The organism is uncultured Gimesia sp., assembly GCF_963972345.1.
Lineage (GTDB): Bacteria > Planctomycetota > Planctomycetia > Planctomycetales > Planctomycetaceae > Gimesia.
In genome coordinates this window covers 21,843-48,700 of record NZ_CAXAVM010000007.1, presented here as the reverse complement: position 1 = coordinate 48,700, position 26,858 = coordinate 21,843, and the positions used below count along the sequence as shown (strand labels likewise).

At 50.8% G+C, this 26,858-nt stretch carries 29 protein-coding genes; 16 read left to right on the top strand and 13 right to left on the bottom strand.

Annotated elements, in window-relative coordinates:
* Positions 1 to 3: 3 nt before the first annotated feature.
* On the bottom strand, positions 4 to 408 hold the full coding sequence (locus AACZ40_RS02200) for a BlaI/MecI/CopY family transcriptional regulator (RefSeq protein WP_291177083.1): 405 nt from the start codon (positions 406 to 408) through the stop codon (positions 4 to 6).
* Positions 409 to 777: 369 nt separating this feature from the next.
* Here AACZ40_RS02200 and AACZ40_RS02195 point away from each other — a divergent pair, with 369 nt between their 5' ends.
* The 3 genes from AACZ40_RS02195 (at position 778) to AACZ40_RS02185 (ending at position 4,674) form a co-directional block, all read left to right on the top strand.
* Positions 778 to 2,298, top strand: coding sequence for a sulfatase (locus AACZ40_RS02195; RefSeq protein ID WP_291177082.1), 1,521 nt, complete (start codon positions 778 to 780; stop codon positions 2,296 to 2,298).
* 107 nt (positions 2,299 to 2,405) lie between these two features.
* The gene (locus AACZ40_RS02190; protein WP_291177080.1) at positions 2,406 to 2,858 is read left to right on the top strand and encodes a GNAT family N-acetyltransferase; all 453 of its coding nucleotides are present in this window, start codon (positions 2,406 to 2,408) and stop codon (positions 2,856 to 2,858) included.
* Positions 2,859 to 3,057: 199 nt separating this feature from the next.
* On the top strand, positions 3,058 to 4,674 hold the full coding sequence (locus tag AACZ40_RS02185) for an alpha/beta fold hydrolase (protein WP_291177077.1): 1,617 nt from the start codon (positions 3,058 to 3,060) through the stop codon (positions 4,672 to 4,674).
* Between the two features lie 24 nt (positions 4,675 to 4,698).
* Here the strand turns inward: AACZ40_RS02185 and AACZ40_RS02180 are convergent, their stop codons facing one another.
* On the bottom strand, positions 4,699 to 6,264 hold the full coding sequence (locus AACZ40_RS02180; protein WP_291177075.1) for a sulfatase: 1,566 nt from the start codon (positions 6,262 to 6,264) through the stop codon (positions 4,699 to 4,701).
* Between the two features lie 199 nt (positions 6,265 to 6,463).
* Here AACZ40_RS02180 and AACZ40_RS02175 point away from each other — a divergent pair, with 199 nt between their 5' ends.
* From AACZ40_RS02175 to AACZ40_RS02160, 4 genes are all read left to right on the top strand, one after another.
* Positions 6,464 to 7,105 (top strand): hypothetical protein, encoded by a 642-nt coding sequence (locus AACZ40_RS02175; RefSeq protein ID WP_291177072.1) that lies wholly within the window; start codon positions 6,464 to 6,466, stop codon positions 7,103 to 7,105.
* A gap of 74 nt (positions 7,106 to 7,179) precedes the next feature.
* A complete protein-coding gene (locus AACZ40_RS02170) occupies positions 7,180 to 8,001 on the top strand; it encodes a class II glutamine amidotransferase (RefSeq protein WP_291177070.1) in 822 nt (273 codons plus the stop codon).
* A 21-nt stretch (positions 8,002 to 8,022) separates the two neighbouring features.
* Entirely contained in the window at positions 8,023 to 8,748 is a 726-nt protein-coding gene (locus tag AACZ40_RS02165) for a hypothetical protein (protein WP_291177067.1), read from the top strand.
* A gap of 46 nt (positions 8,749 to 8,794) precedes the next feature.
* Positions 8,795 to 9,331: a DUF1697 domain-containing protein gene (locus AACZ40_RS02160; protein ID WP_291177064.1), complete on the top strand. Its 537-nt coding sequence runs from the start codon at positions 8,795 to 8,797 to the stop codon at positions 9,329 to 9,331.
* A 108-nt stretch (positions 9,332 to 9,439) separates the two neighbouring features.
* On the opposite strand, the gene AACZ40_RS02155 is transcribed toward AACZ40_RS02160, so the two are convergent.
* From AACZ40_RS02155 to AACZ40_RS02135, 5 genes are all read right to left on the bottom strand, one after another.
* Positions 9,440 to 9,871: a hypothetical protein gene (locus AACZ40_RS02155; protein ID WP_291177061.1), complete on the bottom strand. Its 432-nt coding sequence runs from the start codon at positions 9,869 to 9,871 to the stop codon at positions 9,440 to 9,442.
* Between the two features lie 105 nt (positions 9,872 to 9,976).
* Positions 9,977 to 11,446, bottom strand: a complete 1,470-nt coding sequence (locus tag AACZ40_RS02150; RefSeq protein ID WP_291177059.1) for a M56 family metallopeptidase — start codon at positions 11,444 to 11,446, stop codon at positions 9,977 to 9,979.
* Positions 11,447 to 11,457: 11 nt separating this feature from the next.
* Positions 11,458 to 11,841 carry a BlaI/MecI/CopY family transcriptional regulator gene (locus AACZ40_RS02145; protein WP_291177056.1) on the bottom strand — a complete coding sequence of 128 codons (384 nt, stop codon included), beginning with the start codon at positions 11,839 to 11,841 and terminating at the stop codon, positions 11,458 to 11,460.
* 366 nt (positions 11,842 to 12,207) lie between these two features.
* Positions 12,208 to 12,954: a TlpA disulfide reductase family protein gene (locus AACZ40_RS02140; protein ID WP_291177053.1), complete on the bottom strand. Its 747-nt coding sequence runs from the start codon at positions 12,952 to 12,954 to the stop codon at positions 12,208 to 12,210.
* Positions 12,951 to 13,898, bottom strand: a complete 948-nt coding sequence (locus AACZ40_RS02135) for a PQQ-binding-like beta-propeller repeat protein (protein WP_291177050.1) — start codon at positions 13,896 to 13,898, stop codon at positions 12,951 to 12,953. The genes AACZ40_RS02140 and AACZ40_RS02135 overlap by 4 nt, the downstream gene beginning before the upstream one ends.
* A 381-nt stretch (positions 13,899 to 14,279) precedes the next feature.
* On the opposite strand from AACZ40_RS02135, the gene AACZ40_RS02130 reads away from it, so the two are divergent.
* Both AACZ40_RS02130 and AACZ40_RS02125 read left to right on the top strand, forming a co-directional pair.
* Positions 14,280 to 15,605 (top strand): VCBS repeat-containing protein, encoded by a 1,326-nt coding sequence (locus AACZ40_RS02130; RefSeq protein WP_291177047.1) that lies wholly within the window; start codon positions 14,280 to 14,282, stop codon positions 15,603 to 15,605.
* Complete coding sequence (locus AACZ40_RS02125) at positions 15,605 to 16,228, top strand: hypothetical protein (RefSeq protein WP_291177044.1); 624 nt, start codon at positions 15,605 to 15,607, stop codon at positions 16,226 to 16,228. Before AACZ40_RS02130 ends, AACZ40_RS02125 begins: the two co-directional genes overlap by 1 nt.
* A 72-nt stretch (positions 16,229 to 16,300) precedes the next feature.
* Here AACZ40_RS02125 and AACZ40_RS02120 read toward each other — a convergent pair whose 3' ends face one another.
* A complete protein-coding gene (locus tag AACZ40_RS02120) occupies positions 16,301 to 16,903 on the bottom strand; it encodes a hypothetical protein (protein WP_291177041.1) in 603 nt (200 codons plus the stop codon).
* Between the two features lie 399 nt (positions 16,904 to 17,302).
* Between AACZ40_RS02120 and AACZ40_RS02115 the strand changes: the two genes are divergently transcribed.
* Entirely contained in the window at positions 17,303 to 17,992 is a 690-nt protein-coding gene (locus AACZ40_RS02115; RefSeq protein WP_291177038.1) for a hypothetical protein, read from the top strand.
* A 276-nt stretch (positions 17,993 to 18,268) separates the two neighbouring features.
* On the opposite strand, the gene AACZ40_RS02110 is transcribed toward AACZ40_RS02115, so the two are convergent.
* Positions 18,269 to 18,886 carry a DUF1990 domain-containing protein gene (locus tag AACZ40_RS02110; protein WP_291177035.1) on the bottom strand — a complete coding sequence of 206 codons (618 nt, stop codon included), beginning with the start codon at positions 18,884 to 18,886 and terminating at the stop codon, positions 18,269 to 18,271.
* A 64-nt stretch (positions 18,887 to 18,950) separates the two neighbouring features.
* Between AACZ40_RS02110 and AACZ40_RS02105 the strand changes: the two genes are divergently transcribed.
* Both AACZ40_RS02105 and AACZ40_RS02100 read left to right on the top strand, forming a co-directional pair.
* A complete protein-coding gene (locus tag AACZ40_RS02105) occupies positions 18,951 to 19,325 on the top strand; it encodes a hypothetical protein (protein WP_291177033.1) in 375 nt (124 codons plus the stop codon).
* A 280-nt stretch (positions 19,326 to 19,605) separates the two neighbouring features.
* On the top strand, positions 19,606 to 20,475 hold the full coding sequence (locus tag AACZ40_RS02100; RefSeq protein WP_291177029.1) for a hypothetical protein: 870 nt from the start codon (positions 19,606 to 19,608) through the stop codon (positions 20,473 to 20,475).
* Between the two features lie 47 nt (positions 20,476 to 20,522).
* Here AACZ40_RS02100 and AACZ40_RS02095 read toward each other — a convergent pair whose 3' ends face one another.
* Both AACZ40_RS02095 and AACZ40_RS02090 read right to left on the bottom strand, forming a co-directional pair.
* Positions 20,523 to 21,260, bottom strand: coding sequence for a DUF899 domain-containing protein (locus tag AACZ40_RS02095; protein WP_291177026.1), 738 nt, complete (start codon positions 21,258 to 21,260; stop codon positions 20,523 to 20,525).
* A 16-nt stretch (positions 21,261 to 21,276) separates the two neighbouring features.
* Entirely contained in the window at positions 21,277 to 21,627 is a 351-nt protein-coding gene (locus tag AACZ40_RS02090; protein ID WP_291177023.1) for a hypothetical protein, read from the bottom strand.
* 337 nt (positions 21,628 to 21,964) lie between these two features.
* On the opposite strand from AACZ40_RS02090, the gene AACZ40_RS02085 reads away from it, so the two are divergent.
* From AACZ40_RS02085 to AACZ40_RS02075, 3 genes are all read left to right on the top strand, one after another.
* A complete protein-coding gene (locus tag AACZ40_RS02085; RefSeq protein ID WP_291177021.1) occupies positions 21,965 to 22,654 on the top strand; it encodes a GntR family transcriptional regulator in 690 nt (229 codons plus the stop codon).
* Positions 22,655 to 22,764: 110 nt separating this feature from the next.
* A complete protein-coding gene (locus tag AACZ40_RS02080; RefSeq protein WP_291177018.1) occupies positions 22,765 to 23,688 on the top strand; it encodes a DUF1559 domain-containing protein in 924 nt (307 codons plus the stop codon).
* Positions 23,689 to 23,789: 101 nt separating this feature from the next.
* The gene (locus tag AACZ40_RS02075; protein WP_291177016.1) at positions 23,790 to 24,212 is read left to right on the top strand and encodes a hypothetical protein; all 423 of its coding nucleotides are present in this window, start codon (positions 23,790 to 23,792) and stop codon (positions 24,210 to 24,212) included.
* 121 nt (positions 24,213 to 24,333) lie between these two features.
* Here the strand turns inward: AACZ40_RS02075 and AACZ40_RS02070 are convergent, their stop codons facing one another.
* Positions 24,334 to 24,768 (bottom strand): hypothetical protein, encoded by a 435-nt coding sequence (locus AACZ40_RS02070; protein WP_291177014.1) that lies wholly within the window; start codon positions 24,766 to 24,768, stop codon positions 24,334 to 24,336.
* 20 nt (positions 24,769 to 24,788) lie between these two features.
* Positions 24,789 to 25,493, bottom strand: a complete 705-nt coding sequence (locus AACZ40_RS02065; RefSeq protein WP_291177012.1) for a family 16 glycoside hydrolase — start codon at positions 25,491 to 25,493, stop codon at positions 24,789 to 24,791.
* Positions 25,494 to 25,880: 387 nt separating this feature from the next.
* On the opposite strand from AACZ40_RS02065, the gene AACZ40_RS02060 reads away from it, so the two are divergent.
* The gene (locus AACZ40_RS02060; RefSeq protein WP_291177010.1) at positions 25,881 to 26,855 is read left to right on the top strand and encodes a linear amide C-N hydrolase; all 975 of its coding nucleotides are present in this window, start codon (positions 25,881 to 25,883) and stop codon (positions 26,853 to 26,855) included.
* Positions 26,856 to 26,858 lie beyond the last annotated feature (3 nt).

The window sequence follows — 26,858 nt, the reverse complement described above, 5'->3', positions numbered from 1 at the left end:
TGCTTACCCAGACTTTCGATCCGCCTGCCTGATCAGTGCGCGAAGTTGTTGAATTTCCTCGGGGCCCAGTTCTTCTTCCTCTACGAGGAACTGCAGCATAGGCGTCAAGGCTCCATTAAATGCACGGCGTAACAAGCGTTTCAATTCGCTCCGCCTGGCCTTGTCGGGACTGATGGCAGAACTGAAGAGATTCAGATTGCGAATGGCTTTCCTGGTCAACAACCCCTTGGTCACCATCCGGTCCATGGTGGTTTTAACCGTGCTATATGCCCAGCCATGCGATTCGTCTAACGCTTCCTGCACCGTACCCGCAGCGCAGGGTTCCTGCTCCCAGACCACATTCATGATGACCCACTCCACGTCGGTCATCGTCGTTGATGATTGCTCAGATTTTGATTTTTTCGCCATAAGGGACCTCCTGTTCTACACCTGCAATTATTACACTACATTTGTAGTGACGTCAAGCTTCTGTTTTCAGATTTCTTTATTTCTCGTATCCGAAGACAGGAAATCGGTCTCACCTGAGTCAGTCCGAACGGTCTTGAATCCTGCACGATCTGAGAATTAACTGGTCACGAAGTGCGCAGGCGATTACAGTAGATGACATCAGCGTGCTCAACTCTAGCATCGTTTTATTGTTCAAACCATGTTTACTTAAGCTTTAGGGAAAGGACTGGTATGACAGGTCGAGTCTGATGGAGGCCTTTGTCGACTTTTGCACGACTGTGATGCTCAACCGATAACAAATTGAGATTTCTTTGAACCGGAGTACAGAAGATGCAGCAGTGGAAAAAACGATTAACCAGTATTTCCGGGTTTCTGGGATTGCTCATGGTCTTGATTTCGAGCCCTGCTCTTGCGGACGCTCCCCCCAATATTCTGCTGATTGTTTCTGAAGACAATGGTCCGGAACTGGGCTGTTATGGCGATCCTTATGCTCAGACGCCGCACCTGGATCAGCTGGCGCAAACAGGTGTCCGCTTTGAAAATGCGTTTGTGCCTTATTCGGTCTGTTCGCCTTCGCGGGCCTGTTTTCTGACGGGCAAGTATCCGCATCAGAATGGTCAGATCGGCCTGGCAACACACAAATTTGCGTTGTACCAGAAACAGACTCCCAATTTTGTCACGCTGCTGAAGCAACAGGGTTATCGCACGGGGCTGATTGGAAAACTGCATGTAAATCCTGAAGACGCGTTCCCCTTTGATTTTCGTGCCATCCCTTCGGCGAATTTCAAGCGTCAGGAACCGGTGACCGCCTATGCCAGCAAAGCAGCGGAATTCTTCAAGCAGTCGCAGGAACAGCCCTGGTTCCTGTCCGTCAACTTTCCCGATGCGCATCTGCCTTTCATCAGACAAGTCAATGGACAACCAGAACACCCTCTGTCTGCCGACGATGTGAAACCGATGCCCTGGGTGGGCGTCGATACGCCACGACTGCGGGAGCAGGTAGCCAACTACTACAACTGCATGGCCCGGCTGGATGTGGGCGTGGGCCTGCTGCTGAACGAACTCGATCAAGCGGGAGAAACCGGAAACACACTCATCTTCTATATCGGTGATCACGGCGCCCAGTTTCCCCGCGGCAAGGGAAGTGTGTACGAGGGAGGCCTTCGCGTCCCGTTGATCGTCTCCTGGCCAGGCAAAACACAGTCGGGACTGGTACGGAAAGAACTGGCATCCACCCTCGACCTGTTGCCCACGGCACTTGCGGCTGCGGGCTGCGAGATACCTGAAGATCTGCCGGGACGAAATCTGGAACCGTTACTCACAAATGCACCTGTGACCAACTGGCGTGACTACATCTTCGGCTTCACCACCGGTTCATTTCCGCGAAACTGTTATATCCAGCATTCACTCCGCGATACACGTTATAAACTGATTTCCAATCCGAGACCGGGCACCGATAATCTGATTGCCGACAGTTACCTGGATGAATCACATCCCCATTTTGTGATCTCCGGAGCAACTGCCGCCGACCAGAAAACCATTTCTCCCCAGGTGAAACAGGCGCTGGCACGCTGGTCCCGTCCGCCACGCTATGAACTGTATGACCTGCAGCAAGATCCTTATGAATGGAACAACCTCGCGGAAGATGCTGACTATGCAGCGACAAAAGCCAGGCTGATCAATGCCCTGACGGAACTGCAGCAACAGACACGCGACCCCTTTCTCGACCCTGTGAATCTCGAAGCATTCGTCAAAGAACAACTCGACCACCGCGATATGAAATACCGCAAACAGAAGAATTTTCGCTGGTCCTATCTTGATTCCTTTGCCAACTGGCGGGCAGAACAGTGACGGAACCATTCAATTATCGAAGGTCAAAACCAATACATCAGCGTCCTTAATTTGAGAAGTGTTTGTATCTTGTGACAATTGACAGGGAATCATTCAGGAACTGATTAATGTTGATCTCACTGCAGGAACTGAAACATCCCGATCAGTTAGATTTACTGGCCTGCGCAGCCCGGGCAGAAGGATTTCACATCGTTGATCGCCTGCAACAGGAATGGCGCGCGGGAACCAATCGTTTCGACCAGTCCGGCGAAACGTTATTGCTGGCGCTGCAGAAGCGTCAGGTGGTGGGAGTATGTGGTTTGAACCGCGATCCGTATAGCCACAATGACCGCGTGGGCCGGGTCAGACGGTTATATGTTTCTCAAGACAGTCGACGCCACGGTGTCGGACGCCTGCTGGTCACCGAGATTCAAAACCTCTGCCCTGGTGTGTTCAATCAACTGCGGCTCCGCACTCATACGCCGAAAGCCGATGCTTTTTATCGCGTCTTGGGCTTCAAGCGTGTAGAAGGTGATCCCGACTGTACCCATCTGCGAGAGATTGCTCTACAGGATTCGTAAAATCAGACTGGATGAAACTTCTATCACTACACTCAATTGTCGATTTCTGCTGTTACCGGTTACCAAACTGAACATATACAAAAAAGTCGAAACCGCTCTATTGTCGTCCCCCCTGCCCCGTAAAGATAATTCTGGCACCAAGGCAGAATCTGCGTTAAGATGAATCTGCGAATTCTATCTTGATTTCAGGATTGCTTGAATGTTTGAACTTAGAGCGAGGTTCTCTTTACTTCTGTTGATTGCCTGGATTGGTTTCCACTCCCCTGTAACCAATGTGCATGCGCAGAGTGCGCCTGCTGTGGGTAGCATTCTTACTCAGCCTTGCCAGATTGGTGCGCAGTTACGGGGAGAAGTAGCCTTGATTGTGGTCCCTGAAAACCGGACCGCTGCCAGCAGTCGTCACATCACCGTCCATTATATTCGGTTCCCCGCCCGCGAGCCTTCCGGACAGCCGCCTGTTTTCTTCCTGCCAGGCGGCCCGGGTGAAGCGGTGACTGTGGAACAGATTACAGAAGGATTAAAGCAGAAACGTTATAACAAATATGCTGAAATGCGTGCCTACAACCAGTTTCGTGATGTTGTCATTGTAAACCAGCGCGGTAACAGTCATGTACCGGGAGTTCAGCAGTTGCCTGAGATGTGGTTCGCTCAGCCGGGGAAACGGCTGGAGCCCATGTCCTTCGACAAAACAGCGCAGCGAATGTCCAAGGGATTTCAAAAAACGATCCGCATCTGCCAGGATCTGCAGTTCGATCTGAAAGGTTATGATATTCAACATCTTGTCGATGATGTGGAAGCGATTCGGCTGGCGCATGGTTATGAACAGATTGCCTTTCGCGGAGGCAGCTTCGGCTCACAATGGGCTCTGGCCTATCTGAATCAGTACCCGCAACATGTAGAGCGAATGCTGCTTTCCGGTGTAGAACCGCTCAATCATACTTATGACAGTCCCAACGGAATCTGGAATGTCTTTGAGAAAGTTGAAGCACAAGCCCGGGATTCCACAAGTATCAAGTTACCCGAAGTCGGGCTGCTGGGCGCACTGAAGGCTGTAATAACAAAACTGGAGAAAGAACCAGTACGCGTGCGCGGTCGGCATCCTCGTCGAGGAGGCGCAGCAGAGATTGTCATCGGGGCAGATGACGTTCGTTATTACCTGCGGCGTCCCATTTTAAATTCGTCGGTCCATTCCCGTCGACTGCTCGAATTATGGCCCAAGATGGTGCTGGAACTCTATCAGGAAGATTATCAGTACCTGGCAGCGAAAATCATCGACGATCGTCCTGATTTGACGCAGCATCCTCTACTGCTGACCCTGGTTGACAACAGCCTGGGAATTACCGACCAACGTCTGAAACTGCTTGAGAAAGAAGAAGCCCACCGCTGGCTGGGTGATGTGAATCTGCTTTATACAGCGACACAAGCTGTCACCCCGACGCCAACGGTCAGTGATGCGTTTCGACAGTTCAAAGAGTACGAGACCCCTGTATTGTTAATACACGGCACGCTCGATCGCTCAACCCCCATAGAAAATGCGCAGGAATTGCTGATCTATTTCCCCCGCGGTCACCTGATTACGGTCCAGGGGGGAACTCACGCGGCCCTTCACCATGCTGCGAGTTTCGATCCCCGGTTCCTGGAATACCTGACTGACTTTTTCAAAACAACGAACCCGACAGACGCCTTTCAACGCATCCCGGAAAAAATCACATTACCGCCGCTGCAGTTTGAAGCAAACGGGTCTCCTTCCCTGTTTACTCAACTGACTGAAGCACCAGCAAATGAGCCAGATAATCAGCCCCCCGGCAGTCGGTAAACCCAGGCAGTTCAGACGCGATTCTCAGGGCATTTTCGGCTTCATCGGCTTGTTACCCTCTTTGGTCACGGGGTAGAGCGCTGCATGCTGTTCCATACTGTCAATCAGCGCCTGCATCATCTGCTTGAGCTGTTTCGGTTCTGATTCAGCCAGATTATGCTGTTCGAAAGGATCTTTCGCGAGATTGTACAGTTGATAATGCGAGTCTTCAGAATCTGGTGAGGGAACGTAGTGATAGATGATTTTCCAGTCGCCGTCGCGGTAGACCGTAAAGTAATTACTGCGGTGCGGCGAATGAGGATAATGCATCAGAAACGTGTCGCGATGTGCTTCATCTGACTTGCCGATGAGCAATTTATTGAGTGGTTGTCCATCCACGATATAACCCTGGGGCGGTTTGACATCGGTCACTTTCAGTATCGTCGGGAACAGATCATGCACGGCAGCGATCTGGGTCTGCAGTGCATCCTGCGGGATGGGCAGCAGTTTCTGATTGGGATTCGACGGGTCCGGTTTGGCCCAGGCAGCGATGAAAGGCACGCGCATTCCCCCTTCATAATGCGCCCCTTTCTTGCCTCGCAGCGGAGCGGCACACGCGACGTCATGCTGATGTCCGAGCGGTGCATCGGAGCCGTTATCTCCGAGGAAAAAGATCAACGTGTTTTCAGCCACTCCCAGTTCATTCAGTTGATTCAGAATATCGCCCAGCGATTTGTCCATCCCTTCAATCAGAGTGGCAAACGCCTGCGCCGGCGCTGGTTTACCGGAATCCTGATAATGGGCGGCAAACCGCGGATCGCTGTCAAAGGGCGCATGCACCGCGTAGTGCGCCATATAAAGAAAGAAAGGCTGATCGGTTTTGATCGTTTCCGCCAGAGTGACATTGGCTTCGAGCGTTAATGCTTCGGTCAGGAAGATGTCAGTATCGTGATATTTCTCCAGATGCGGCACCGCATGATGGGACCGCCTGGTTCCCAGGCCAAATTTCTTCATGCCATAGTAACTGCCCGGTGCCCCAAATGAGGAACCCGCAATATTGACATCAAAGCCAATGTTGAGTGGTTCAGCCCCGGGAAAACCGTCTGCCCCGAAGTGCCCTTTTCCCACATGAATCGTACGGTAACCGCCTTTCGCCAGCAGACGCGGTAAGGTGACATCATCCTTCTTCAGACCTTCCCAGTTCCAGTCAGGTGGCCCCTGGGGGCCGGCATTATTTTTTCGAGGGTTGATCCAGTTAGTCGCATGATGCCGGGCGGCATTCTGACCCGACATAATCGAAATGCGCGTGGGCGAGCAGACACTCATCGCGTAAAAATGATTGAAGCGGATTCCCTGCTTCGCCAGTCGTTCCATGCTGGGGGTAATATAATAATCGTTCAACGGATAGCGTTTGGGTTTTCCCGCGGCGTCAGTCAAAAAGGGAACTGAAGTATCCATCACCCCCATATCATCCACGAGAAAAACGACAATATTCGGAGGCTTGACCGGCTGGTTTTGCAAGTTGGCAGCCTGTAAACGGTCGGCACTGAGAACCAGCGCGAGGCAGAAAACAACAGCCAGTCGCAGCGAGCGGATAAAATGCGAACTCATGGTGTGATGATCTTTCTAAAACAGGAGTCTCCGAAGGGGAACAGAAACCGGTGATGGTTTGAGACTTCCAATATACCAGTCTCTGGATGCTGCTGTCTAATGATCTCGCTGATCCCGCAAGTATTTAGTTGCTCCGTTAATTTAGTTTCATTAGAATTGTCTTACGGACTCGGCCCTTCACTGTGGGGATACCAGAAACATGACAGCGAAAGAATCTTTCTGGACCGTCTTACTCAGCTGTGTTACCTTTGCCTTTCTGGGTGGTCTCGCCGGTCTGATGATCAGTATATTCTTTCCGAACTATTATGATTCCGTATTCTACTCCGGGCAGGCTACTCGAATTAATCCTTTTATCGGCGGCATTCGATTAGGGGTCACCCAGGGAACCGGGGTCGGGCTGCTCATTGCTCTCGGAGCACTTGCCTGGTCAGCAATACATGAGCACAAGCAGACCACAGCGGAAACGACTCCAGAAAAACAACTAACAGCGCTACCTGCCAGACGATCCTGGATCCCGATCGTGAGCTGGATTTCAGCCACCCTCATTTTGACGATTTTCTGCAGTGTTATTGCATTCGTAATCGGAGCCATTACGGAAGAACTGCAATCGACACGCCGACTAACAACCCAAAAAATAGAAAAACTCGAAGGTCTGCTTGCCGCCGGTAAATATCCTGAGCTCCGGACAGAATATTCCTCAGCAGCCCAGGTCTACCTGGTTGGTACTGTCCCCAATGCAATCACCCGGCATAACCTGTTTGAGCAGGTGGTCTTAATCTTCGGGACCGAAGAGGCTGAGAAGATGGTACGATACGTCGAGGTGAAGGCAGCATCTCCCTGATCATTGACAAATTCATCACCATAAATCAGATTTGCTTCATCTATATTTTATTCGAATCAGGGAAAGATTTTCGCATGTGCCGCTGGCTCGCTTATTCCGGTCCTTCACTCCGACTGAGTGATGTATTGACCCGCCCCAATCATTCGCTGATCGATCAGAGTCGTCATGCCACGCAGAACGTGGAAAGTCTCAACGGCGATGGATTCGGCGTGGGCTGGTATGGAGATGATCCGACGCCTGGCGTCTATCGCGACACGCATCCGGCCTGGAATGATACGAACTTTCTGCATCTGGCAGAACACATTCACTCGGGCCTGTTCCTCTCTCATGTCCGGGCCTCAACAGGCACGCCGGTTCAGAACACCAACTGCCATCCCTTCAATTACCAGAACTGGCTGTTTCAACATAATGGCTCGATCCCCGAATTTCATTCACTCAAACGTCAGCTGCTGTTTGACGTCGATCCCGGTCTGTTCCTGGCGATTGAAGGTTCTACCGATTCGGAACTTTTGTTCTACCTGGCGCTGACGTTCGGGTTAAAAGATGATGCTCCCCAGGCACTTGCCAGAACAATCGGTCATGTCGAACAGGCCCGCCAGGCAGCCGGGATTGAAGGCGCCATCTACTTCAGTGCCTGCGTCTCGGATGGAGAACGGATCTGGGCAGTCCGCTATTCGAGTCATTCCCAGTCCCGCACTCTGTATCACAGCAGCCACCTGCGCGCACTGCATGACCTGGATGGCACGTATGCATCTCTCCCCGATGAGGCGGTTATCGTCGTCTCAGAGCCACTGGACGATTTAACGCACCACTGGAAAGAAGTGCCCGAATCATCGATTCTTACAGTAGAATCGGGAGTAGCCACCGTCACCGCATTTCAACCCGAGATCATCTGAACCAAATCAGGGAAATGAAACATGGCAGAAAAATATTTTGTGGAATGTGCGTGTGGTACTCAGGTTCGTGTAGCCCTGCATGAGGCGGGGACCGATAAGGCCTGTCACTCGTGCCACCGTAGCGTCAGAATACCGGACACGATCACCCTGCAGGAATCTTCGGGGGATCCCTATCCGCTAATACGCCCCATCGAAAAGATCAACCGCACTCTGCAGAACAAAGAGCCGCCTTTTGACGGAGTCTGTCATCACTGTGATGAAGTTAACGCGGCTTATGGGACCCCCGTCGATTTTAATGTTCTGGTCAAACGGGAGATGGACCATGATGGTGGTATTCGCCCGTCAATCACGGGAGGCATCGTACTTGAAATAGCCGCTGCAACCGAGTTCTGGGAAAATCACGCATTCCCGCTGTTATTATGCACTGATTGTTATCATGCATTTGAATCAGATCGCAATAATTCCCGTTTCAAAAAACGGATTGTTGCCATCAGTGTCACGATACTGTTCATCGCACTTCTGATTTTTGTTTTTTTGATGGATCCTATTTTTGCAGCCGTGTTAACTTTCTGTTCTTTTATCGGTTTAATCATCGGTGCTCTTTTTAAAGTGTCTCATCAAAAAGTTGAACCTTATGTGATCAAATGGCTAAGTGAAATACGATGGTTCTCCGAAGCAATCATCATGGAGGATGAATATAAACTTACGATCGGACCTTCTGAAAAACTCAAAAAGTCAAAATCCTGACTCCCCGAATTTCAGAAACTGACATCCATCAAAGACAGGAAACTCCGTGAATACGTTTATTGCGTTCTTTCGTGGCATCAACGTCGGCGGGAAAAATCGCCTGCCGATGAAAGAACTGACTGCGCTGCTGGAAGAACTGGGATACCAGTCGATTCGGACCTATATCCAGAGCGGTAATGTCATTTTTCAATCACGAAAAAAACAGATCGGCAAAATGGCAAAAGAAATCAGCGTCCGCATCGGAGAAACGCACGGATTCGAGCCCCATGTCATTTTACTTGGCACTGAGGAATTACAGTCAGCAATGGAGAAAAATCCCTTCCCGGTGAAAAACGGCAAGGCGTTGCATTTTTTCTTCCTGGACACTGTTCCCCGCAAACCGGATCTGGAAAAGCTGCACGCACTGCAAACCAGATCGGAACAGTTTCATCTGCAGGACAAAGTCTTCTACCTGCATGCGCCGGACGGCATCGGTCGCTCGAAACTGGCAGCCAAAGTAGAAGCCTGCCTGGGCGTTCCCGTCACTGCCAGAAACTGGAATACGGTGAGTCAGATTGACAGCATGCTTCGGGAGTCGTTCTGAACTGACCTTAGAATTCCGTGACGGCATCTAAAACTGAAAAGCCGTCTGCTCGACGCTCCCGCATTCGGCTTTCCAGTGACTGGATTCCTGCGTCTGGTGAAAGGTGCCTCAATGGCGTCCCACTGCTCGCATTACCGATTCGAGTTGAGCGTGTTGTCTACGTGTCCCATCCAGTAATACGAAGACCTGATTTTTACGCGCCAGCTGGTCAGCGAAATTTGTTGGCATCACAATTTTCTTTGCGTCATAGTCGGCCAGCATCTGTTCCATATCACTAAAAACCAGCTTAAAGGGTGTCGCAATCTGAAACACCTTGATCGTTTCAGTAAATGACTCAGCCTGCTGACCTGACTCAAAGTAATAAGCCCTGATTGAATTATCGACTGCCCAGGCGACAAGTTTCGCATCTGAGATGTCGGGTTTGTGGTAAGCGCTCGTCCCGGGCTTCGCACTCTCTTCCGCTGTTAATTCCCGGTCCGCCTGGGCTTGCAGATGACCTGTCAGCAGAACTGTTCCCCCCACGGCCAGAACGAAGTGCATTAGTCGAAACCGGTGATACCTGACTCTATCTTGAACAACCATCTTTCATCTCCCCTGTATGACGTAAGCTGAACTCTATCAGGCCCCACACTGGCAGCCTGTTTATCATTTCGTCTGTAGTGCACTCTTGACTGCTTCCAGCTGTAAGTGCGCTGCGCGGGTGCCTTGCAACAATACGTAGGTGTCACCTTCGAGTCCCAGTTGTTTAGCATAGTTTGCCGGCATGATAAATAAATTTTTATCCTGATCGGCCAGCATTGGTTTTGTATCCGAGATTTCCACCTGGAACTGCTCTGCCAGCTGAAATGTTTCAACCAGTCCGGCAAATGCTACTGCAGCCTGGGCTGTTTGAAAGAAATAAGCTCTGCTGGATGTTTCGGCACCCGACCATGAAATCAGCTTGACATCTGGAATGGTCGGTTGATTATCTGATCGGGTATTGAGGGGAACGGCTTCATTTTTCTGTTGTTGTCTGTTTGCCTGCAGCTTCTCGATCTGGGTCCGTTCAGCTGGTGCCTGCTTCAGAGGTAGCGGCTCCTGATCGGCCTGAACCGGGACCAACAGCAAAGCCAGCAGGCCAAGACAGACCACTGCCCCCAGATGCGAACGTGTTAAATCGGTTTTGATTTGTGAACTGGCAATCATCGATATTCTCCTCTCCAAAGTACGGGATTCCACAAACTGTGTCCCCCAGACGGGCAACACAGACTGATCACGAACAGTAAAGTCAACGGCGGTCAGCAGTGTGCGGGCATATGACTGGCGCGAGCCTGTTGTCCTGGCGATTGCAAACGCATCACAGCAGGTTTCAGCTGCCAGAAACATTTCTCGACGTGCGAGCCAGGCCAGCGGATTCCACCAGAACAGACTGATCACGCCAAAGGCCAGCAGACTGGAGAGATAGTCCTTACGCACCAGATGTGCAATTTCATGCGCCAGAATCTGTTGCAGCTGTTCCTCACTTAAAGTTTCTGCAAATGCCTGTGGCAGAATAATCGTCGTACGATGGAACCCCACCCACAACATGGGAGAACAGATCGTGTTGACCACAACCAGTTCTGGCGTTTTCGAGAGATGGCACGATTGGCAGACGCGTTTCAGCATTTCTGCGAGGCGATGTTCTGGCTCAATAAAATGGGCTGACAGTTTTTTCAAACGAGACCATTGCAACACCGCCAGCCCTCCCATAATGAACGTCACACTCAAGCTCAGGCCAACGAGTATCTGTGAAATCACCGAAGCGGTAAGACTCCTGTCTCTGGTGCGTGTACTTTGATGAACTGAGAACTCGGCAGATTGATCCGAAAAAGGAGGGATCGGTGTTTCTGTCCCGCGATCTGTTACTGCCACCTGAGGTACAACGTGCGGCATTGGCTGTTCAGCCTGCACAGCCGGGAGCAGTGGAACCGCTAACAGCGGTGGCGTCACGAACTTTAATAATACCAGCAGCCAGAGCGCATGTCGTAATGCCGGTCGTTCATGCAGACCGCGAGTGAATCCCAGCAGATAGATCAACACGGACGCCACGGTTACGAACATCAGATTCCAGAGCAGACAATACATCAGATAACTCATGGGTACCCTCACTAATCTTTGATGTTTTTGATGATTTTCTCGATCGAAGCACGCTGTTTTTCACTCAGTTTGACCTGATCTACCAGTGAGAGCAGCATCGGTGCGAGAGAACCACCAAAGTGACTTTCCGCCATCTTCTTTAACTGCAGTCCCACGAACTCCTGTCGATCCAGAACAGCGGAAAAGCGATGGGCAAAACCACTCTTATCAACGGCCACCAGGCCTTTCTCCAGCAGACGATCGAGAAAACTCTTCACCCCGCCATGCAGGGAATGTTCATGACGACCATACAGTTTCAGCACGATCTCCCGCACAGCAATTCCCTCCGGATGCGCCCAGAGTATTTCCAGTACGGACAATTCCGTGTCAGTCACATCAATATCAATTTCAGGCATTTTCCGCTCCTGTTGATTTTCGAGATATGCATAAACTCACTCTTTCATTCAATCTGCATTAGACCTTAATGCATTTTGCATGAGAGTCAATCGAAATCTGTAAATTTTTTATTTTTTAGTTTCTATCAGTCGGACATCAACTCCGGACTTCCTGCACCCGGGAAATGTAAATGAGCTGATGGTAAATAAAATGGTTGACCAGGGACTTATTAGAACAGACTTCATCACTGGCTGCGTGGAGAAATTCGTGCCCCGAAAGAGGGGGCCGTGTCAGCCTGCGGATTATGGAATACATCATCAGCGAACAAATCGACAGAGCACTCGCGGCGCAGAAATCTAAGTAGTTCAAATTGCGATCTGTTCAACTCACTCTGCAATCGGCTGGTCTTTTGGGACAGGCAAACCAGCAAGCTGCTCATCCAGCAGTGCCTCGAGCTTCTCCACATCGGGTTCAGAAAAGCCGACCTGGGAAAAGATGATGGTTCCTTCCGGAGAAATGACCAGCGTCCGCGGAATCAAATCGTGGGCAAACATCGAAAAGACCACGCGGTCCGGGTCGGGGGCCGCGGGGAAGGTGAAACCGTTCTCTTCACAGAACTGCTTTACCGTTTCCATCGTTTCTTCTCGGCCGATGACCAGCAGACGAAAACGGGGATTGTCTTTTCGCTCTTCCCAGATCTGTTGAATATGTGGGAGTTCCATGCGACAGGGACCACACCAGGTTGCGAAGAAATTGATGAGTACCACATCACCGCGCGCTTCAGACATCGAAAACTCTTTGTCGTCCGTCATTGTCAGGGTAAATTCAGGAGCCGGGTCCCCCACCTTCAGGACTGACGATTCATCAAGTTGTTTTTCACGCCCCGCTGCCTGCTCTGCCAGTTGCTGCTCTCGCAGCGTCGGCATGAACATCCCCCAGAATATGCTCTGTTGCACAACGATGCAGCCGGCAATGATGCCCAGTGAGAGCAGCAGTCGCAGAACATGTCGGCCCCGGCGGGGTGTCGTCCATTGAATGATCATCCCGAAAAACGAGACGATCATCACACAGATCGCGACAAACGCACCAATCTGCAGAGCAAACAGGATTGAGTTGTAGGTGGGAATACTCATGGTTTTGATGCTTCCAGAAGTTTACGGACCAGGGAGGATTGCGTCTCATCCAGAATCTGCCAGCAGGCCAGGCCGTTGCCGACCAGCTTGAATTCGTCAAACTGCCAGACGACGTTCCGGTTGTCATCCAGTTCGATGATCTGTGGATTTTCCGGGCCGGCGTGACAGTTGCCGATCACGATGTTCCCATTGTCGAGTTGCTGCAGACAGGTGGTCCATTTGAGCTCGATCTCCGTGCCCGGCACTTTGCCCTGAATCTCCCAGACCGTCTTTTTCTCGGGATTCACCTCGCGAATACTGTTTCCACTGCCGGAAGCGATGAGTGTGTTGCCGTTCTTAAGTCGAATGGCACCGTAAACGCGGGTCTTGATCAGGTATTCCCAGATCACTTTGCCGTTCCGATTGTATTCGGTCACGACGCCAGGCTGTTCGGAACAGACCAGGTATGTGCCGGCAGGTGTCATCCGCATCAGGCGGGTCGATTGCGTCCCCCCCTTCTTGAGAGGGAACTGATGCACCAGCTTGCCGTTGGGATCGACTTCAATAATGCGTCCCACCCCACTTTCCACGATCACGGTGTTTCCGTTGGGAAGTCGGGAAAACGCATGCACGTCGACGCGCTGACCGGTATTGCCGTTCATAGTCGCCGAATCGTAAGTCCAGACGATTTTTTTATCGAGGGTAACCTCTTTGAGCCCGGTCCAGCTGTCGTGAAACAGAATATTTCCGTTGGGCAGCAGCTGCACATCGTGATGGCCGGCGTGCCCCTGCTTCGGTCCTGCTGTTTTATAAGACCAGAGCACTTTGCCATCCGCATCGCAGATCGCCAGGATGTCTTTCTGATAGGAAGCGCTCACCAGCACCAGTCGTTCCGCAGACGCGACTTGGGTCACCAGCAGGCAGGATAACAACAGGACAAACCACTGCGAAGTTCGTTTCATCATGACAGCAGGCCCTTCCCTGGAAGTGATATAAAGGGACACATTCGATCGAGAATCCGATTTAGAATCCACATGATACGCAAAAGCTTATCTATCATACTCTTCCTGCATCGCAGTGGGAACTCAGAACGGAATTCGCGCGGTGACATGAAACCAGAATCGGCGTTTCGCCCATTGAATATAATTAGATAGAATTCCTGAATCGCCGTTGATCTGGTGAATCAACTGCAGTAGCCTTGAAAGCAGCTGATTCAAACCATTTTTTCTAATCGAAATGATTTTTTAAAAATATCCAGACAAAACGGCAGGCACACGCTCTCTCTTTTTTTGTGAGAGGATTCTGAACAACCGAAATTTCATCTAAACCATCTGCGAGGATTTTCGATGACTTTCCACCGCCTGCTTTCGTTGTGTGCCTTCTGTTTCTACCTGTTCACTGCTGATCCCACCCTGGCAGATGAACTGTTCGAAAAACCGGTTCGACTCCAGGCGGAGGGAAAAATCATTGATACCGGCGCCGCATGGGGACACAGCAGTCCCTGCATTGAAGATCTGGACGGCGATGATCTGGCTGATTTGATCGTTGGCGATTTCAGCGGCACGTTTCAGTTCTATAAGAATGTGGGCCGCAGTGATGCCCCGGTTTATATGGATATCGGCAAAGTTCAGGCGGATGGCAAGGATGCGAAAGTCAACATTTACTGTTGCGTGGGTGGACAACCCCGGTTCGTCGATCTGGACGGAGATGGCATCCGGGATTTCATCAGCAGTTCTTATGATCCAGGTACCTGCTTCTATTTTCGCGGGCTGCCCGATCACAAATTCGCCGCTCCCATCGAACTCAAAGACAAAGCGGGCGTCCCCGTCCGCAGCAGTGTCAAACAACAGCAGAACTACCAGTCATTTGGCAGTTTTTATACTCCGGTGGACTGGGACGCGGATGGCGATTTCGACCTATTAATTGGCTGCTTTGATGGCCACCTGAAACTGCGGATCAATGAAGGGGACGCAAAGAAGTATGCCTTTGCGGATGAGAATCAGACCGTCGACGCCGGCGGAAAACCCCTGGAAGTGGAAAAACACTGCTGCCCGGTAATCGCTGACTGGGACCAGGACGGACTGTGGGACATCCTGGCGGGCAGTGATGAGGGGAGCGTCACCTGGTTCCGGAATACCGGCTCGAAAACCGCACCTCAATTTTCTGAGGGAGTGGTTCTCATCCCCAAACATGAAGGAAACGGCTATAAGCAGGTGATCTGGGATGAAGATACCATGGTTCCCGGCATTCGTTCCCAGATCGATGTGGTCGACTATAATCAGGATGGTAAGCTGGATCTCATTCTCGGCGATTTCAACACGACTTACGATTTTCGTGACGACCTGACAAAGCAGGAGAAACAACAGGTTGAAACCTTGCTGTCAGAATCAGAAAAACTTGGCAAAGCGTATGGCGATAAAATGACTGCCCTGCGGGAAGATTTCAAAAAACGCTATCCGGGTGATGAAATCTTTAGCGAGAAAGCAAATAAAGAATGGTCAGAAGCCTACAAAGCCCTCAAAGAGAGTCCCGAAGCCAAAGCGTTCGAGAAACACGACGCGGAATTCGCAAAACAGATGCGCCCCTTCCTGGCAAGTACGCGCGGCAAGGGAGACCGCAGTTTCGACCTGGCAAAATCGCATGGTTACGTCTGGTTGTATTTCAGGAAATAATGAGCAATCTGTCTTTGAAACAATACCCGTCTGCCTGCAACAGGCGCATTTTGTGGCAGCTTTGCCTGTCATGCGCTCTGTTGTCAGTTTCAGGCTGTGAACAGACAGCAGACCGGGAAACGATTCCTGAAAACAGCAGCACAGCACATCAACCCGAAGTGGAAACCGGTTTTCCCGCAGAGAGCCGGCAGGAGACCGCGTTGAAAGCAGTCGATCGGGCCGAGGGAGAGCAGGTCTCGGTCCTGCTGGAGCTTCCCGCCGAAGAAGTGAAACCAGGAATGAGCTTCCCGCTGACGGTGAAATTCGTCATTGCCCCCTTGTGGGAAATCCGTGATCTGAATGCACAGCCCGCAAATGTCGCCACTCAAATCAAACTGGAACTGCCTGATGGATTTCAACAAGAGGCTGACTGGCAGGCGCCTCCCACGGGACGGTCGCTGGGTGCAGACAGTCATCCTGTGTATTCAGGTCAGGTCGAATTCCGACAAATAATTCAGGTCGCCCCGGAAGTCACTCCCGGTGAATATGACGTAAGCTGTCAGGTACAATACCAGGCCTGCGATGAATTCCGCTGCCTGAGTCCTGTGCAAAAGAAACTGCAGGTGACGGTCCGCGTGAAGTGAACCGGTCTGTGAAGCAGAAGAAGCGATTCCTTTCAGGTAACACTCGCGCTCTGAGAACGCGCGAAACGAAACCTATCCGCTGTCCCAGCGATACCCGATAAAAGCGTCATTAATCTCTTCGATTTGTGATCGGATGGCGAGAACCCGTTCGGGATTCAGCCCCAGGGTCACCACGTTAAATACCGACTCCGCCCGGGGATCGTAATAATATTCAGCCGGCGTGCGTTCGGGCATCCGGGTGTCGAGGGGAAAATCAGTGACCCTGACAAATGCCAGGATGCAGCAGACTCTCTGTATGTTGTTTAACTCGTTGTTTTGTGGGTTGACGGTATCCTCGTGTTCCAGTTCCAGCAGTCGGTTCCAGACGGAATTCACGACTTGCGTTGGTTCTTCAAACAGATCAACCAGGAACGCCGGGAGAAATTTCAGGAAACCGAAAGAGGACATAAACAGGGGCGCTTCATGGTGAAATGAAATCAGACCGTGGTCCAGTTGATCCCAGCTTTTTCCGGAAAAGTCACGTATGATTTCGTCATAATTATCTCCCCGGGCCTGCACTAACTGGTCGCCATCACAGTCTGCAAAATGAGTGTCCGGGGGAAACGAATCAAAAATACTGTCGATGACGATCTCCCGGTAGTCACGATTCCAGTTTCTGTTTCTCAGGACAATCATATTAACGTTTCTTCATGCAACTGATCATTTCTGCTTTGCGTCCATTATAACACATCCACCGTAAAATGAGCCGTCAGAATGGAATTCATCAGGTGATCACTGCTTTTGTTTTACTTTTTTTGCAAATCACTGGTAGCAACCCGGCTCCGATTTTCGTTTTAAAGAGTGGGAGAGGAAGTCCTGATATTCCGTTTCAGAATTCACTCTCCTCAAGTGCGATTATACCATGACATACAAGTCAGATCACGAACCCTTAAATTGTATCCTGTCTTAAGAACATTCGTTTTTGGAAACCTCAGTTTCCAGCAGCTGACACTATCAAGCGAGCAATCGACTGCAGTATCGGGCCAACTGTATTTTTTAGTTTGACACTTGTTGTCCGATAGGGGGATTTTACGTATGCGAAACTTCAGCATGTTGCTCACAATTCTGGCGATTTCGATGTTTGCCACGGATGCTTTTGCCCAGCGCGGCGGGGGTGGAGGCCGCGGTGGCGGCGGAGGTGGACCACGTGGTGGTGGAGGAGGCGGAGGCCAACAGATGGGTCCGCAGGGTGGCGGAGGCGGTCAGTGTCAGCAGGGAGGTGGGGGAACACAGATGGGTGGCATGCAGGGAGGTGGCGGTATGAGGCGTGGCGGCGGAATGGGAGGCACGCAGACAGATAACACAGACACAACCGACCTGGTTACCCAGATGATGCTGAGTATGGACCTGAACCGGGATGGCATGATTGGCGGCAGTGAAATCCCTGCGAAAATGCGGTCACGCGTGAAAGACGCCGATGCGAATGGAGACGGCGTCTTAAACCGCATGGAACAACTGGCGGTCATCGATCGCACCAAAATGCTCAGCGGCCGTGCCGATGTCAATGGACTGGGTCTCAATGAGGAGATCTTCGAACGCCTGGATACCAATCTGGACAGCTTTGTCAGTCCAGACGAAGTGCCCCGTTCTCTGCAGCGACTGTTCCGCACACTCGATACCAACCGAGACGGGATCATCGATAGCGACGAGCAGAAGGCGGCCCTGTTTAAGATCAAAGGCAGACTGAACCCGACAGCGACTCGCACGAAAGAACCCACATCATAAACGTGTGCTGATGGTCCTCATCGCTGTGCCGGGAATCGATTAAGACTTTAAATGGTGTCACTCCTTGGGGCGACTGTCTCCTCGAATTCCGAGATCGAGAACAGCAGTCTGCTTAGCCTGTCTGATATTGATTCCCGGCACTTTTCTTAAACTGCAATCCTGTATTGATACTTCAATGGAGGAGATTCTCAAGATCACCGGCGACGTCTGCCAGCCCGGGTGGCTTATTATCGAGTACACTCTCAAGTACACACGAAATTTCGAACAGACGAGGAGTTATTTCTCATGTATTGCAACGGCTCTCTGCATCGCCTGCAGTGAGTCACGGGCAAACTGTTTCTGTTTGTGACGCACGTAAGGGTAGGTAATTTTCGATAACAGTTGCTGTGGTCGTGAGAAAGCATAGAGATCGTACCAGACCGAATCATCGTCGGCCTGCCATTCCACCTGAAAGCGTTCTTCACCACACTCCGCATGCTCGGGCAGTGTACCGTAGGCGAAGGCATACCGTTGAACGGGTTCGGTTTCTTCCAGCACATACACCACCTGACACGCATTGAGAATCCACAAACCCAGCGCGTGCGCGAGGATCGCCACGGTCTGTCCCGACTCGGGTACCGCCGCTTGACGATGCAGGCTGACCCAGTTCAGACGAAAGTGCTGCCAGTCCTGAAGCGCCCGCTTCGCCTGCTCATAAAGTACCCTGCCCTGCCCCAGGCAGATCCGGTTGTGATCGACCTGAAAGCCGTCGGGAGGCGTTTGCGTGTGCGTCGCTCCGCGCGATGCGTAGCTCAACTCCTGCTGTGCCTGTATCGCGATGAATTCGTCAATCTGTTTTGCCGTCGGCTGCTGAAGCAGAAACATGCCATCAATCCCTTCAATTTCAAACACCATTTTCTGGTCTTGTGCCTTTGAACTTTCTGTTATAATCCCTTAACACATTCGCAAAGGGCTCTCGATGAATGAATCAGAACAGACAGGTCGGAGTGAAACCTCAATCAACGGCACCGCGTTTCCCTGGCAGATTGTAGCAGCCTGGTCAGTGATATTACTACTGGCAACACTTGCCTGCGGGGCGTTCGTGATATTTGTTCTCCCTTATCTGCTGATGCCTCTGTTTCCCCAGGGCCGCTTCATGGGAAACCTGTTTCGGCTGCTGCCTCTGCTGTTCATTGTCATCTGGGGAATCGGAATCTTCTGGGCTTATCGCAGGCATCGCTCGATGAAAATTGCGGTCTCACTCATCCTCGTCAGTGGCGTGGTCCTGGTCTCGGCTCCCATCTGGGGCTACGTGCTGATCCTCCTGTTTGCCGGGGGCTGGAATGTGAAATGACCCCGGCAGGTACGGGGATCATTATTACCAGGAAACGCTTCCTTTCAGCAAATTTGATTGATCCTGTCTCCCCTTGATCCGTTTGCTTTATTGAAGCTCCCCTTGTCTGCTTACTTGAACAGAGTCACGAATCATCATGCATGGATCTCCAGCTGTTTCAACAGTGAATTCAGAACCGGAAAATACCGTAAGAGTCTTTCGCCGGGGAACAAAGGAGCAAAACGGTGCCATGATCTCACTGATCGTTTTTGGCATAATCGGCTTGGGTTTTATTTACCTAATGTGGCTTATCGCTCCGGTTGAAAATCGAATCTATACCCTCCTCTTTATTGGTTCGCTTTGGGGGTTACTACTGAGCATCATCCTCTGGGATATTCTGGTCTCGAAATATGTCTCAGTCACCTTTCACGGTGGTAATCTGCTACTGCAGGGCGTTTTTTCCAGTCGCGAACTAAAACTGTCCGAGATTGAAACGATCCAATGGAGCCTGTATTCCCATGGACTGATCAAAGTCCAGACCCCCGCCCAAACCGGTTCTATTAACTTGTACTATTTTGAAAATAAAGAGCGACTCTGGCTGATTCAATATTTCCGAGACCATTTCCCGGAATGCAGGCAGGAGAACTGGCCCCTGTTCTGCCATCAGATCGCGCTGCCACTGAGAAACCGGGACACAAATAAACCACGAACACCTCGACCTGATGATTTCCTACATACCCGGAAGCGCTGGGACAAATTAACCATCGTCTTTACCACCATTACAGCTCTGATCAGTGTACTGACAGCCTGGCATCTACAACAAATGAAATATTTACTGTTACCGGTTCTGCCACTGTGTGGCTGGTTTGTCCGTTACACAATTCCTGAGGAAGGCATTCCTGTTTCGGTAAGTGAAAACAAATACTTCAATGAGACATTTTATTTCTTTGGACTCTGGTCAGTAGTATGGGTCATCATTTATCTTCCCTTCAGATTTGAACTGCTACCTGCTCCCGCCGGAATCAGTGTTGGCTGGACAATCGTCTTTATCTGGACCTCCGGCTTCTACTGGAGACTTTTTCTGATGTACCGGAGAGACCACCAGAAAGACCTGGAGGATGCGAAGCAGTCAGTGCAGGAATGGGAAGCCGGCGACTCGTCCTGCGACTGAAGTCTGACCGGCTCGCTCACATTCCTGGTCTGCAACATGACCCTCCGTTAACCATACGTCGGTTTCTGTGGCCAGCCGACGGGGGATTCTTCGAAGTCTTCCTGGCGACCGAAGGGCGTGATATCCAGCAGGCTGTAGGCATTCGTCAGGCCTTCACAGCCCCGGGCATAGGTGGAATAGGTGTGATAGATTTCATCACCCAACCTGAAGAATACACTCATGCCGTGCATTTCGCCCGACAGGAAATAAGGTTCGTCGTTTTTGCGCTGCTGCAGTTCCGCTTTGGAACGAAAATTGTACTGAGGCGGCGTGACCTTTTCATCGAGGGTGACATGAAAGTCATAGTTGAAATCACTGTCGAAGGACGAAACCCAGGTCCGCTCCCAGCCTTGATCGGCTTTCATCTTCAACAGTTTTGCCAGCGGTGCCCGTGAGATCATCGCGAAGATCGTATCGCGCGCGTTGAGCATCGACAGGTCCCCCATCGCATTGATCAGCCCCGTACAGCCTGAACAGCCTTTTTCCCATGCGGGATCAAACATGAAGTGATAGATTATCAGCTGGCGACGTCCCTCGAACAGGTCCAGCAGACTCTGTCTGCCGTCGGGTCCGTCGAACTGATAATCTTTCGTCAGCTTGACCATCGGCAGCTTACGCCGCAGCGCATTCACACGATCGAGTTGCTGCGTCAGTTTCTTTTCGGTGGTTAACAGATCGAGTCGTTCGCTCAGCCACTGTTCCTGTGTCACGATCTCGGGATGGGCGACAGCGTTTTCGATACTCATTTTCGTTTCTCCTGGGTTATGAATTTTTTCGGTAAGGGAAAGTTACTCTGCCAGTCAGAGATCGCGCAGAGAGAACATGCTTCAGCCGCACGATCACAAACAACGTCAGCACCACACAGCTTATCGCCATCAGGAACAGTCTGAGCCACGCCGCGACGGTCAGTGAGAGTCCGACTCCCGTAAAGAACGTCACCCAGGCAGCCACACATACCGGGCATTTCGGCATCAGGATCAGAACCAGGGTCGACAGCAGCGAAGCTAGCCCCTGGCGATACCACGATTCGTGTCTCGGGTGCTTTGCCGCAGAAGCTTTATCCAAAGACGGCAGGTGAGCATTCTGGCAGGAACAGGCATCGTCGTATTTCATCAGATGTTCCTTAACGACAGGATATAAACTGTGTGTTCTACCCTGTAGTCGATTCAAGCTCTGGCCGATCGACACAAAACGAATTATTTTTACAGCAGTTTTTCAGTTCAATTCGGCCCCAGGCAAAAGCCCGTTGAGTGGAGCCCTAAATTCATGCGTACACCTCACTTAATAACGTTTTACCGCAGCCTCATCCGAGGTCTCAAGCCGGTTTCCTGAGAATCGAGATATCCATATTCCCATAAATATTATTGACTTATGCCTTTACTTCGATATTGTCGACAGTGTCGACAGTCTGTAATCAAACTCATAGTTCGTCCTGAAAGTGATTGTCCAGATGCACGAAACTCTGCAAGCCAAGGCCTATCGGGCGATTCGCGAACGTCTGCTCACCGGCGTTGACCCACAGGGAACGCGGATTTCTGATTTTGTCTTGTCGAAGACTCTGGGAATCAGCCGCGCCCCCATCCGCGAAGCGATGAACCGCCTTATTTCGGAACGGTTGCTGGTGCAAAAAGCCGGATTAGGGGTGTTCGTACCACGGCCGACGCGAGAAGAAATTGAAAATCTGTACCAGGTTCGTGAGTGGCTTGAAATTGGTGCTTTGGAAACCGTCGTCAGCCAACTCGACCTGCAATCATTGCAGCTCATGGAAGAGTCCTGTGCCACCATTCGCAGCATGGCGAAAGATCTGGAGGAAGCAGATGCGTGTCTGGAACGTGGGACATCATTTCCCCGACTCAGCGAAGCCGATTCTCAGTTTCATCTGACAATCATGCGGGCGACTGGGAACAAACTGTTACTGGATCTGATGCAGAGCAATCGGGTGCTTGAGCAGGTCTGGGATATCAGTGTCCGTACTTATTCCGCTAAAGTAGTGCATCGCATCTGTGATGAGCACGAAGAAATTCTGGCGGCAATTAAAAACCGGGATCCGGAACAGAGCCGACAGTCTCTCAGTAATCATCTGCGCATTGGCCGCGATATTACGCTGCGTTATTACGATCAAAAACTGCTTCAGGACTGAAATCATTTTTAAACTGACGAAAGTATATCGTTTGAAATAATAAATTTTACTATTGTGAAAAGCAGCTTCAATCATGACACAGTAAACAGGATTGATCGAAAGGAGAGACAATGAAACTGTCGAGCCGCAAAGCAGGATTTACTCTGATTGAATTATTGGTCGTCATTGCGATTATCGCGATTTTGATCGCCTTATTATTGCCGGCTGTCCAGCAGGCACGTGAAGCAGCCCGACGGAGTACCTGCAAAAACAATTTGAAGCAGATCGGTCTGGCGATGCATAATTATCATGATACGCATCAAGTGTTTCCTTTCGCTTACCGCCTTGGAAATAACAAGAAACGGACCAGCTGGTTTCACATGATCCTGCCCTTTGTGGATCAGGCCTCACTCTATAACAAATTCGTTGCGGTTCCGGATACCTCGGCCAACGAATATATCAGTCGGCCCGGCTTTGCAGCCATTTATACGGCGGTTGTACCGACAATGATGTGTCCTTCTAATCCGGGTGTTCCCGGCCGCAGTGTCGGCGGAGCCGTCGGTTCCTTTCAAGGCAGCTACGGCGTCTGCTATAGCGGAACCCAGCGTACCGGCATCACTCTCAACGTTACAGACGGCATGTTCTACTACAATTCGAAAACAAAACTCCGGGATATTTTAGACGGTTCGTCCAATTCCATACTGGCCAGTGAAGGAATCGTACGTCCAAATACGACGACAACCAAATATGGTGAAATTGGTGGCTACTGGGGCGCCTGCTACTGGGGCTCTTGTGGATTTACTGCAGTGGAACCTCCGAATACGACTGTGGCTGATGTGAATTACAGTTGCAAAACAACAACATTGGCGAATGCCCCCTGCACAAATAATACCACGGCAGGTCAGCAATATAATTTCGCCCGCAGTTATCACGTGGGGGGCGTCCACGTTGTGCTGGGAGACGGAGCAGTCCGTTTTATCTCGGAAAATATCGATACCCCCACATTTCGCAATCTAGGCAGTATTGCAGACGGAAATGTGCTGGGTGAGTTTTAAGGATGCCCGATTCAGAGTAATAACCTGTTCCACCTGTCATCAATCAAAGAGTCTGACATCAACAAGATGCAGATGATTCCCTGTTCAAGAAAATGTGAACGATGAAATACCTGAGTAAACTCTGTTTTGTATGTTGCGTAATGATGCTGGCAGACGGTTGTGGAAGTCCGGCCGGGGATGCACCGGTCACGTACGAAGTAAACGGAACAGTGACTTTAGACGGAGAACCGGTCTCAGAAGGAGCCATGGTTTTTCTCGACGCAGAGGGAGTCGGTAAGAGCTATGGCACCCGGGTTGAAGACGGCAGTTTCTCTACCGTCATGACACCCGGTAAGAAAAAAGTAGAAATTACGGCGACGCGGGAATCAAAAACAAAAATGGAACCTGGCCCCAGTGGCGGTCCTCCCGTCCCGGCGCTGGAACAATATATTCCCGCGCAATATAACACACAGACCACACTGGAAGCTGAAATCAGCGCGAATGACAGCAATGAACTTAAGTTTGATCTGAAAAGTAAACCATAACTCAGCTCAACCGTGCAGTTCGCTGCCCCGCAATTCAGGAGCCCCCCCACTGCCTGCGGTGCAGATAAGAGGAAAGCAAAAGCCCCGGTAATAAAACTGCGATTCAGTTCTCAATGATAATTCAGCCGAACAGCTTTCTGGCCGTCGGATAAACGAAAACAAACCAGAGACCACTGAGAAAAGCCATTGCAGCGATGACCGAATAAATGGGTTGGATCTGATCTGAAATCACAAAAAAAGCGATGAACGTGCCAAACATAAATATCACGGGAAGATACCAGCAGGCGGGATACATACGACACGCATTCATAAGTCGCCGATGGTAGTCACCACTGGGAGAAAAAGGGTCTTCGTCTTTGTCTACATAGTTCAAACCAAATTCCTGCCAGGTACTCATAAATGGATAGACAAAGAAAAATGCCCCGAGCAAGGAGGTGAACAGTGTTGATACAGCATGGGTAAACTGAAACCAGGAAAGAGTCCCTGCATAAGCAAAGACTGACATGCAGAGTCCATACAGGATCGCCAGAATACCGAAGAGACGGGTTGCATTCATCGCTCGACATTCTGTAGAAATCAAGGCACTTTGACAATCACATTATCATAATGAATTGACTCTTTCGGCGTGACCAGACCTATCTTGTCTTTGGTCGCATGCGCGATGCCGGGCGACTGCAGCGAACCGATCAGCCTGCCATCGATGAAGGCCTGCATCAGATCTCCCTTGATACGCACGGTGACCGTATACCATTTGTTTTTTTCCAGTTTGACCGGAAATACGGCCTGCGTCTTTTTCAGGATCGCCTGTTCTTCCGGTGTCAACTTTTCTTTGGACTGGCGTTTTTTGCAGATCTCATTATTGAAGACGCCGGTCTTGCCGTCACGCAGGATGATCTTCGTTGGCGAAACCACCACGCGACAGAGGTGCCCCGCGTGCGAGCCTTTGAACTTGTGCTGGTTGAATGTGAGATTGGTGGAAGGAGAGCCGGCAAACTTGAGATCGACGGTCAACTCCACATCGCTGTAAGGTTCCGTCTTCAACTGATGCACGGCGGCGTGACCGCCATCCTTGAGTTCCACTCCCTGCAGCACGCCATCCTTAATCAATGACGAGCTTTTATAAAGCGTCCACTGTTTGCCCAGCTCTGTCTCTGAGAAATCGTCCTTGAACAGCGTCTGCTGAAAGTAATCAGCGGGAATGGCTACTGGTGCTCCTGCGAAAACTGAGAGGGGAGCAAGCAGACAAAGCAGCGAAAAGAAAGAACGTTGAAATGACATCATGAGTACCTTTATTTAAATCCTGTTATAGAAATATCCTAAACGAGTTTTGTCGGGGAACACTCATTTTAGTCGGGACTGAGGTTTTGTTCGCTCCTGAAACAGAAAAAGCAGACAGAATTCCCAAGGATACTCGATCAGCTTCACTGCATTATCTATTCGAACTCCTGTCAGTATTTAACGTACCTTCAGAGATTCTTGATTAAATATTTTTCACGGAAGAAGCTTAAGCAACCTGAACCAAGTTCGTTCCAGATCTGACAACAGCATGTGAAGAAGCTATAATGTTGAGATACAGCTTGTTAATACAGCAAGTTACTTCTTGCGACAATTGTTATAATTCAGCTGGTATTCCAGTAAGGGAACCAGCCTCAGAAAAGGAAGCAGATTATGTGCACACGGGCGGTTTACCTGGGACCAGAAGGGGAGACTGTGACTGGTCGAACCATGGACTGGAAAGAAGATCTGCAGAGCAATCTCTGGATTTTTCCGCGGGGGATGTCCCGCGACGGGGGGTTGGGAGATGCCTCGCTGAGTTGGACCAGTCAATATGGCTCCGTGGTCGCTTCTCTTTACGAAGGAGGAACTGCGGATGGCATGAATGAAGCCGGTCTGGTGGCCAATCTGCTCTACCTGGTGGAATCAGAATATCCCGCCGACGATGATCCGCGGCCCGCGATCGTGATTTCCGCCTGGGCGCAGTATGTGCTCGACCAGTTTGCAACGGTCGAAGAAGCCGTCACTGAACTGCGCAAAGAAACCTTCCGGATTGTGACGGTGGTGGCTCCCAATGGCGCCGCGGGAACGGTCCATCTTTCGCTTTCTGACCCCTCAGGTGACTCGGCCATTTTTGAATATGTGGGGGGAGAGTTAAAGATCCATCATGGTCGTCAGTACCAGGTCATGACGAACTCACCCGTTTTCGATGAACAGATCGCTTTGAACAAGTACTGGCAGCAGATTGGGGGCACGGTGATGTTGCCGGGCACCAACCGGGCCGCAGATCGCTTTGCCCGGGCCTCTTTTTATATCAATGCCTGTGCGCAGTCAGCCAATCCCCGTGAGGCGGCCGCCAGTGTGTTCAGCGTGATGCGAAATGTGAGTGTGCCCCGCGGAATCAGTACTCCCGATCAGCCGAATATCTCTTCCACCATCTGGCGTACGGTCAGTGACCAGAAACACAAAATCTATTTCTATGAAGACACCGCCAGCCCGGGTCTGGTCTGGGTTGATCTCAAACAGATCGATTTCAGTCCCGATTCAGGCACACGAAAACTGACACTGGTTGGCAACTACGATCTCAGCGGCGATCAGACCGACCAGTTCCAGCCGGCAGAACCCTTTCGTTTCATGGCGCCTGTCTGAAAG

Bases quoted from the DNA above. Each gene is read 5' to 3' on its own strand.
- AACZ40_RS02200 (WP_291177083.1), bottom strand. From the start codon at position 408: ATGGCGAAAAAATCAAAATCTGAGCAATCATCAACGACGATGACCGAC.
- AACZ40_RS02195 (WP_291177082.1), top strand. From the start codon at position 778: ATGCAGCAGTGGAAAAAACGATTAACCAGTATTTCCGGGTTTCTGGGA.
- AACZ40_RS02190 (WP_291177080.1), top strand. From the start codon at position 2,406: ATGTTGATCTCACTGCAGGAACTGAAACATCCCGATCAGTTAGATTTA.
- AACZ40_RS02185 (WP_291177077.1), top strand. From the start codon at position 3,058: ATGTTTGAACTTAGAGCGAGGTTCTCTTTACTTCTGTTGATTGCCTGG.
- AACZ40_RS02180 (WP_291177075.1), bottom strand. From the start codon at position 6,264: ATGAGTTCGCATTTTATCCGCTCGCTGCGACTGGCTGTTGTTTTCTGC.
- AACZ40_RS02175 (WP_291177072.1), top strand. From the start codon at position 6,464: ATGACAGCGAAAGAATCTTTCTGGACCGTCTTACTCAGCTGTGTTACC.
- AACZ40_RS02170 (WP_291177070.1), top strand. From the start codon at position 7,180: ATGTGCCGCTGGCTCGCTTATTCCGGTCCTTCACTCCGACTGAGTGAT.
- AACZ40_RS02165 (WP_291177067.1), top strand. From the start codon at position 8,023: ATGGCAGAAAAATATTTTGTGGAATGTGCGTGTGGTACTCAGGTTCGT.
- AACZ40_RS02155 (WP_291177061.1), bottom strand. From the start codon at position 9,871: ATGCACTTCGTTCTGGCCGTGGGGGGAACAGTTCTGCTGACAGGTCAT.
- AACZ40_RS02150 (WP_291177059.1), bottom strand. From the start codon at position 11,446: ATGAGTTATCTGATGTATTGTCTGCTCTGGAATCTGATGTTCGTAACC.
- AACZ40_RS02145 (WP_291177056.1), bottom strand. From the start codon at position 11,841: ATGCCTGAAATTGATATTGATGTGACTGACACGGAATTGTCCGTACTG.
- AACZ40_RS02140 (WP_291177053.1), bottom strand. From the start codon at position 12,954: ATGAGTATTCCCACCTACAACTCAATCCTGTTTGCTCTGCAGATTGGT.
- AACZ40_RS02135 (WP_291177050.1), bottom strand. From the start codon at position 13,898: ATGATGAAACGAACTTCGCAGTGGTTTGTCCTGTTGTTATCCTGCCTG.
- AACZ40_RS02130 (WP_291177047.1), top strand. From the start codon at position 14,280: ATGACTTTCCACCGCCTGCTTTCGTTGTGTGCCTTCTGTTTCTACCTG.
- AACZ40_RS02125 (WP_291177044.1), top strand. From the start codon at position 15,605: ATGAGCAATCTGTCTTTGAAACAATACCCGTCTGCCTGCAACAGGCGC.
- AACZ40_RS02120 (WP_291177041.1), bottom strand. From the start codon at position 16,903: ATGATTGTCCTGAGAAACAGAAACTGGAATCGTGACTACCGGGAGATC.
- AACZ40_RS02115 (WP_291177038.1), top strand. From the start codon at position 17,303: ATGCGAAACTTCAGCATGTTGCTCACAATTCTGGCGATTTCGATGTTT.
- AACZ40_RS02110 (WP_291177035.1), bottom strand. From the start codon at position 18,886: ATGGTGTTTGAAATTGAAGGGATTGATGGCATGTTTCTGCTTCAGCAG.
- AACZ40_RS02105 (WP_291177033.1), top strand. From the start codon at position 18,951: ATGAATGAATCAGAACAGACAGGTCGGAGTGAAACCTCAATCAACGGC.
- AACZ40_RS02100 (WP_291177029.1), top strand. From the start codon at position 19,606: ATGTGGCTTATCGCTCCGGTTGAAAATCGAATCTATACCCTCCTCTTT.
- AACZ40_RS02095 (WP_291177026.1), bottom strand. From the start codon at position 21,260: ATGAGTATCGAAAACGCTGTCGCCCATCCCGAGATCGTGACACAGGAA.
- AACZ40_RS02090 (WP_291177023.1), bottom strand. From the start codon at position 21,627: ATGAAATACGACGATGCCTGTTCCTGCCAGAATGCTCACCTGCCGTCT.
- AACZ40_RS02085 (WP_291177021.1), top strand. From the start codon at position 21,965: ATGCACGAAACTCTGCAAGCCAAGGCCTATCGGGCGATTCGCGAACGT.
- AACZ40_RS02080 (WP_291177018.1), top strand. From the start codon at position 22,765: ATGAAACTGTCGAGCCGCAAAGCAGGATTTACTCTGATTGAATTATTG.
- AACZ40_RS02075 (WP_291177016.1), top strand. From the start codon at position 23,790: ATGAAATACCTGAGTAAACTCTGTTTTGTATGTTGCGTAATGATGCTG.
- AACZ40_RS02070 (WP_291177014.1), bottom strand. From the start codon at position 24,768: ATGAATGCAACCCGTCTCTTCGGTATTCTGGCGATCCTGTATGGACTC.
- AACZ40_RS02065 (WP_291177012.1), bottom strand. From the start codon at position 25,493: ATGATGTCATTTCAACGTTCTTTCTTTTCGCTGCTTTGTCTGCTTGCT.
- AACZ40_RS02060 (WP_291177010.1), top strand. From the start codon at position 25,881: ATGTGCACACGGGCGGTTTACCTGGGACCAGAAGGGGAGACTGTGACT.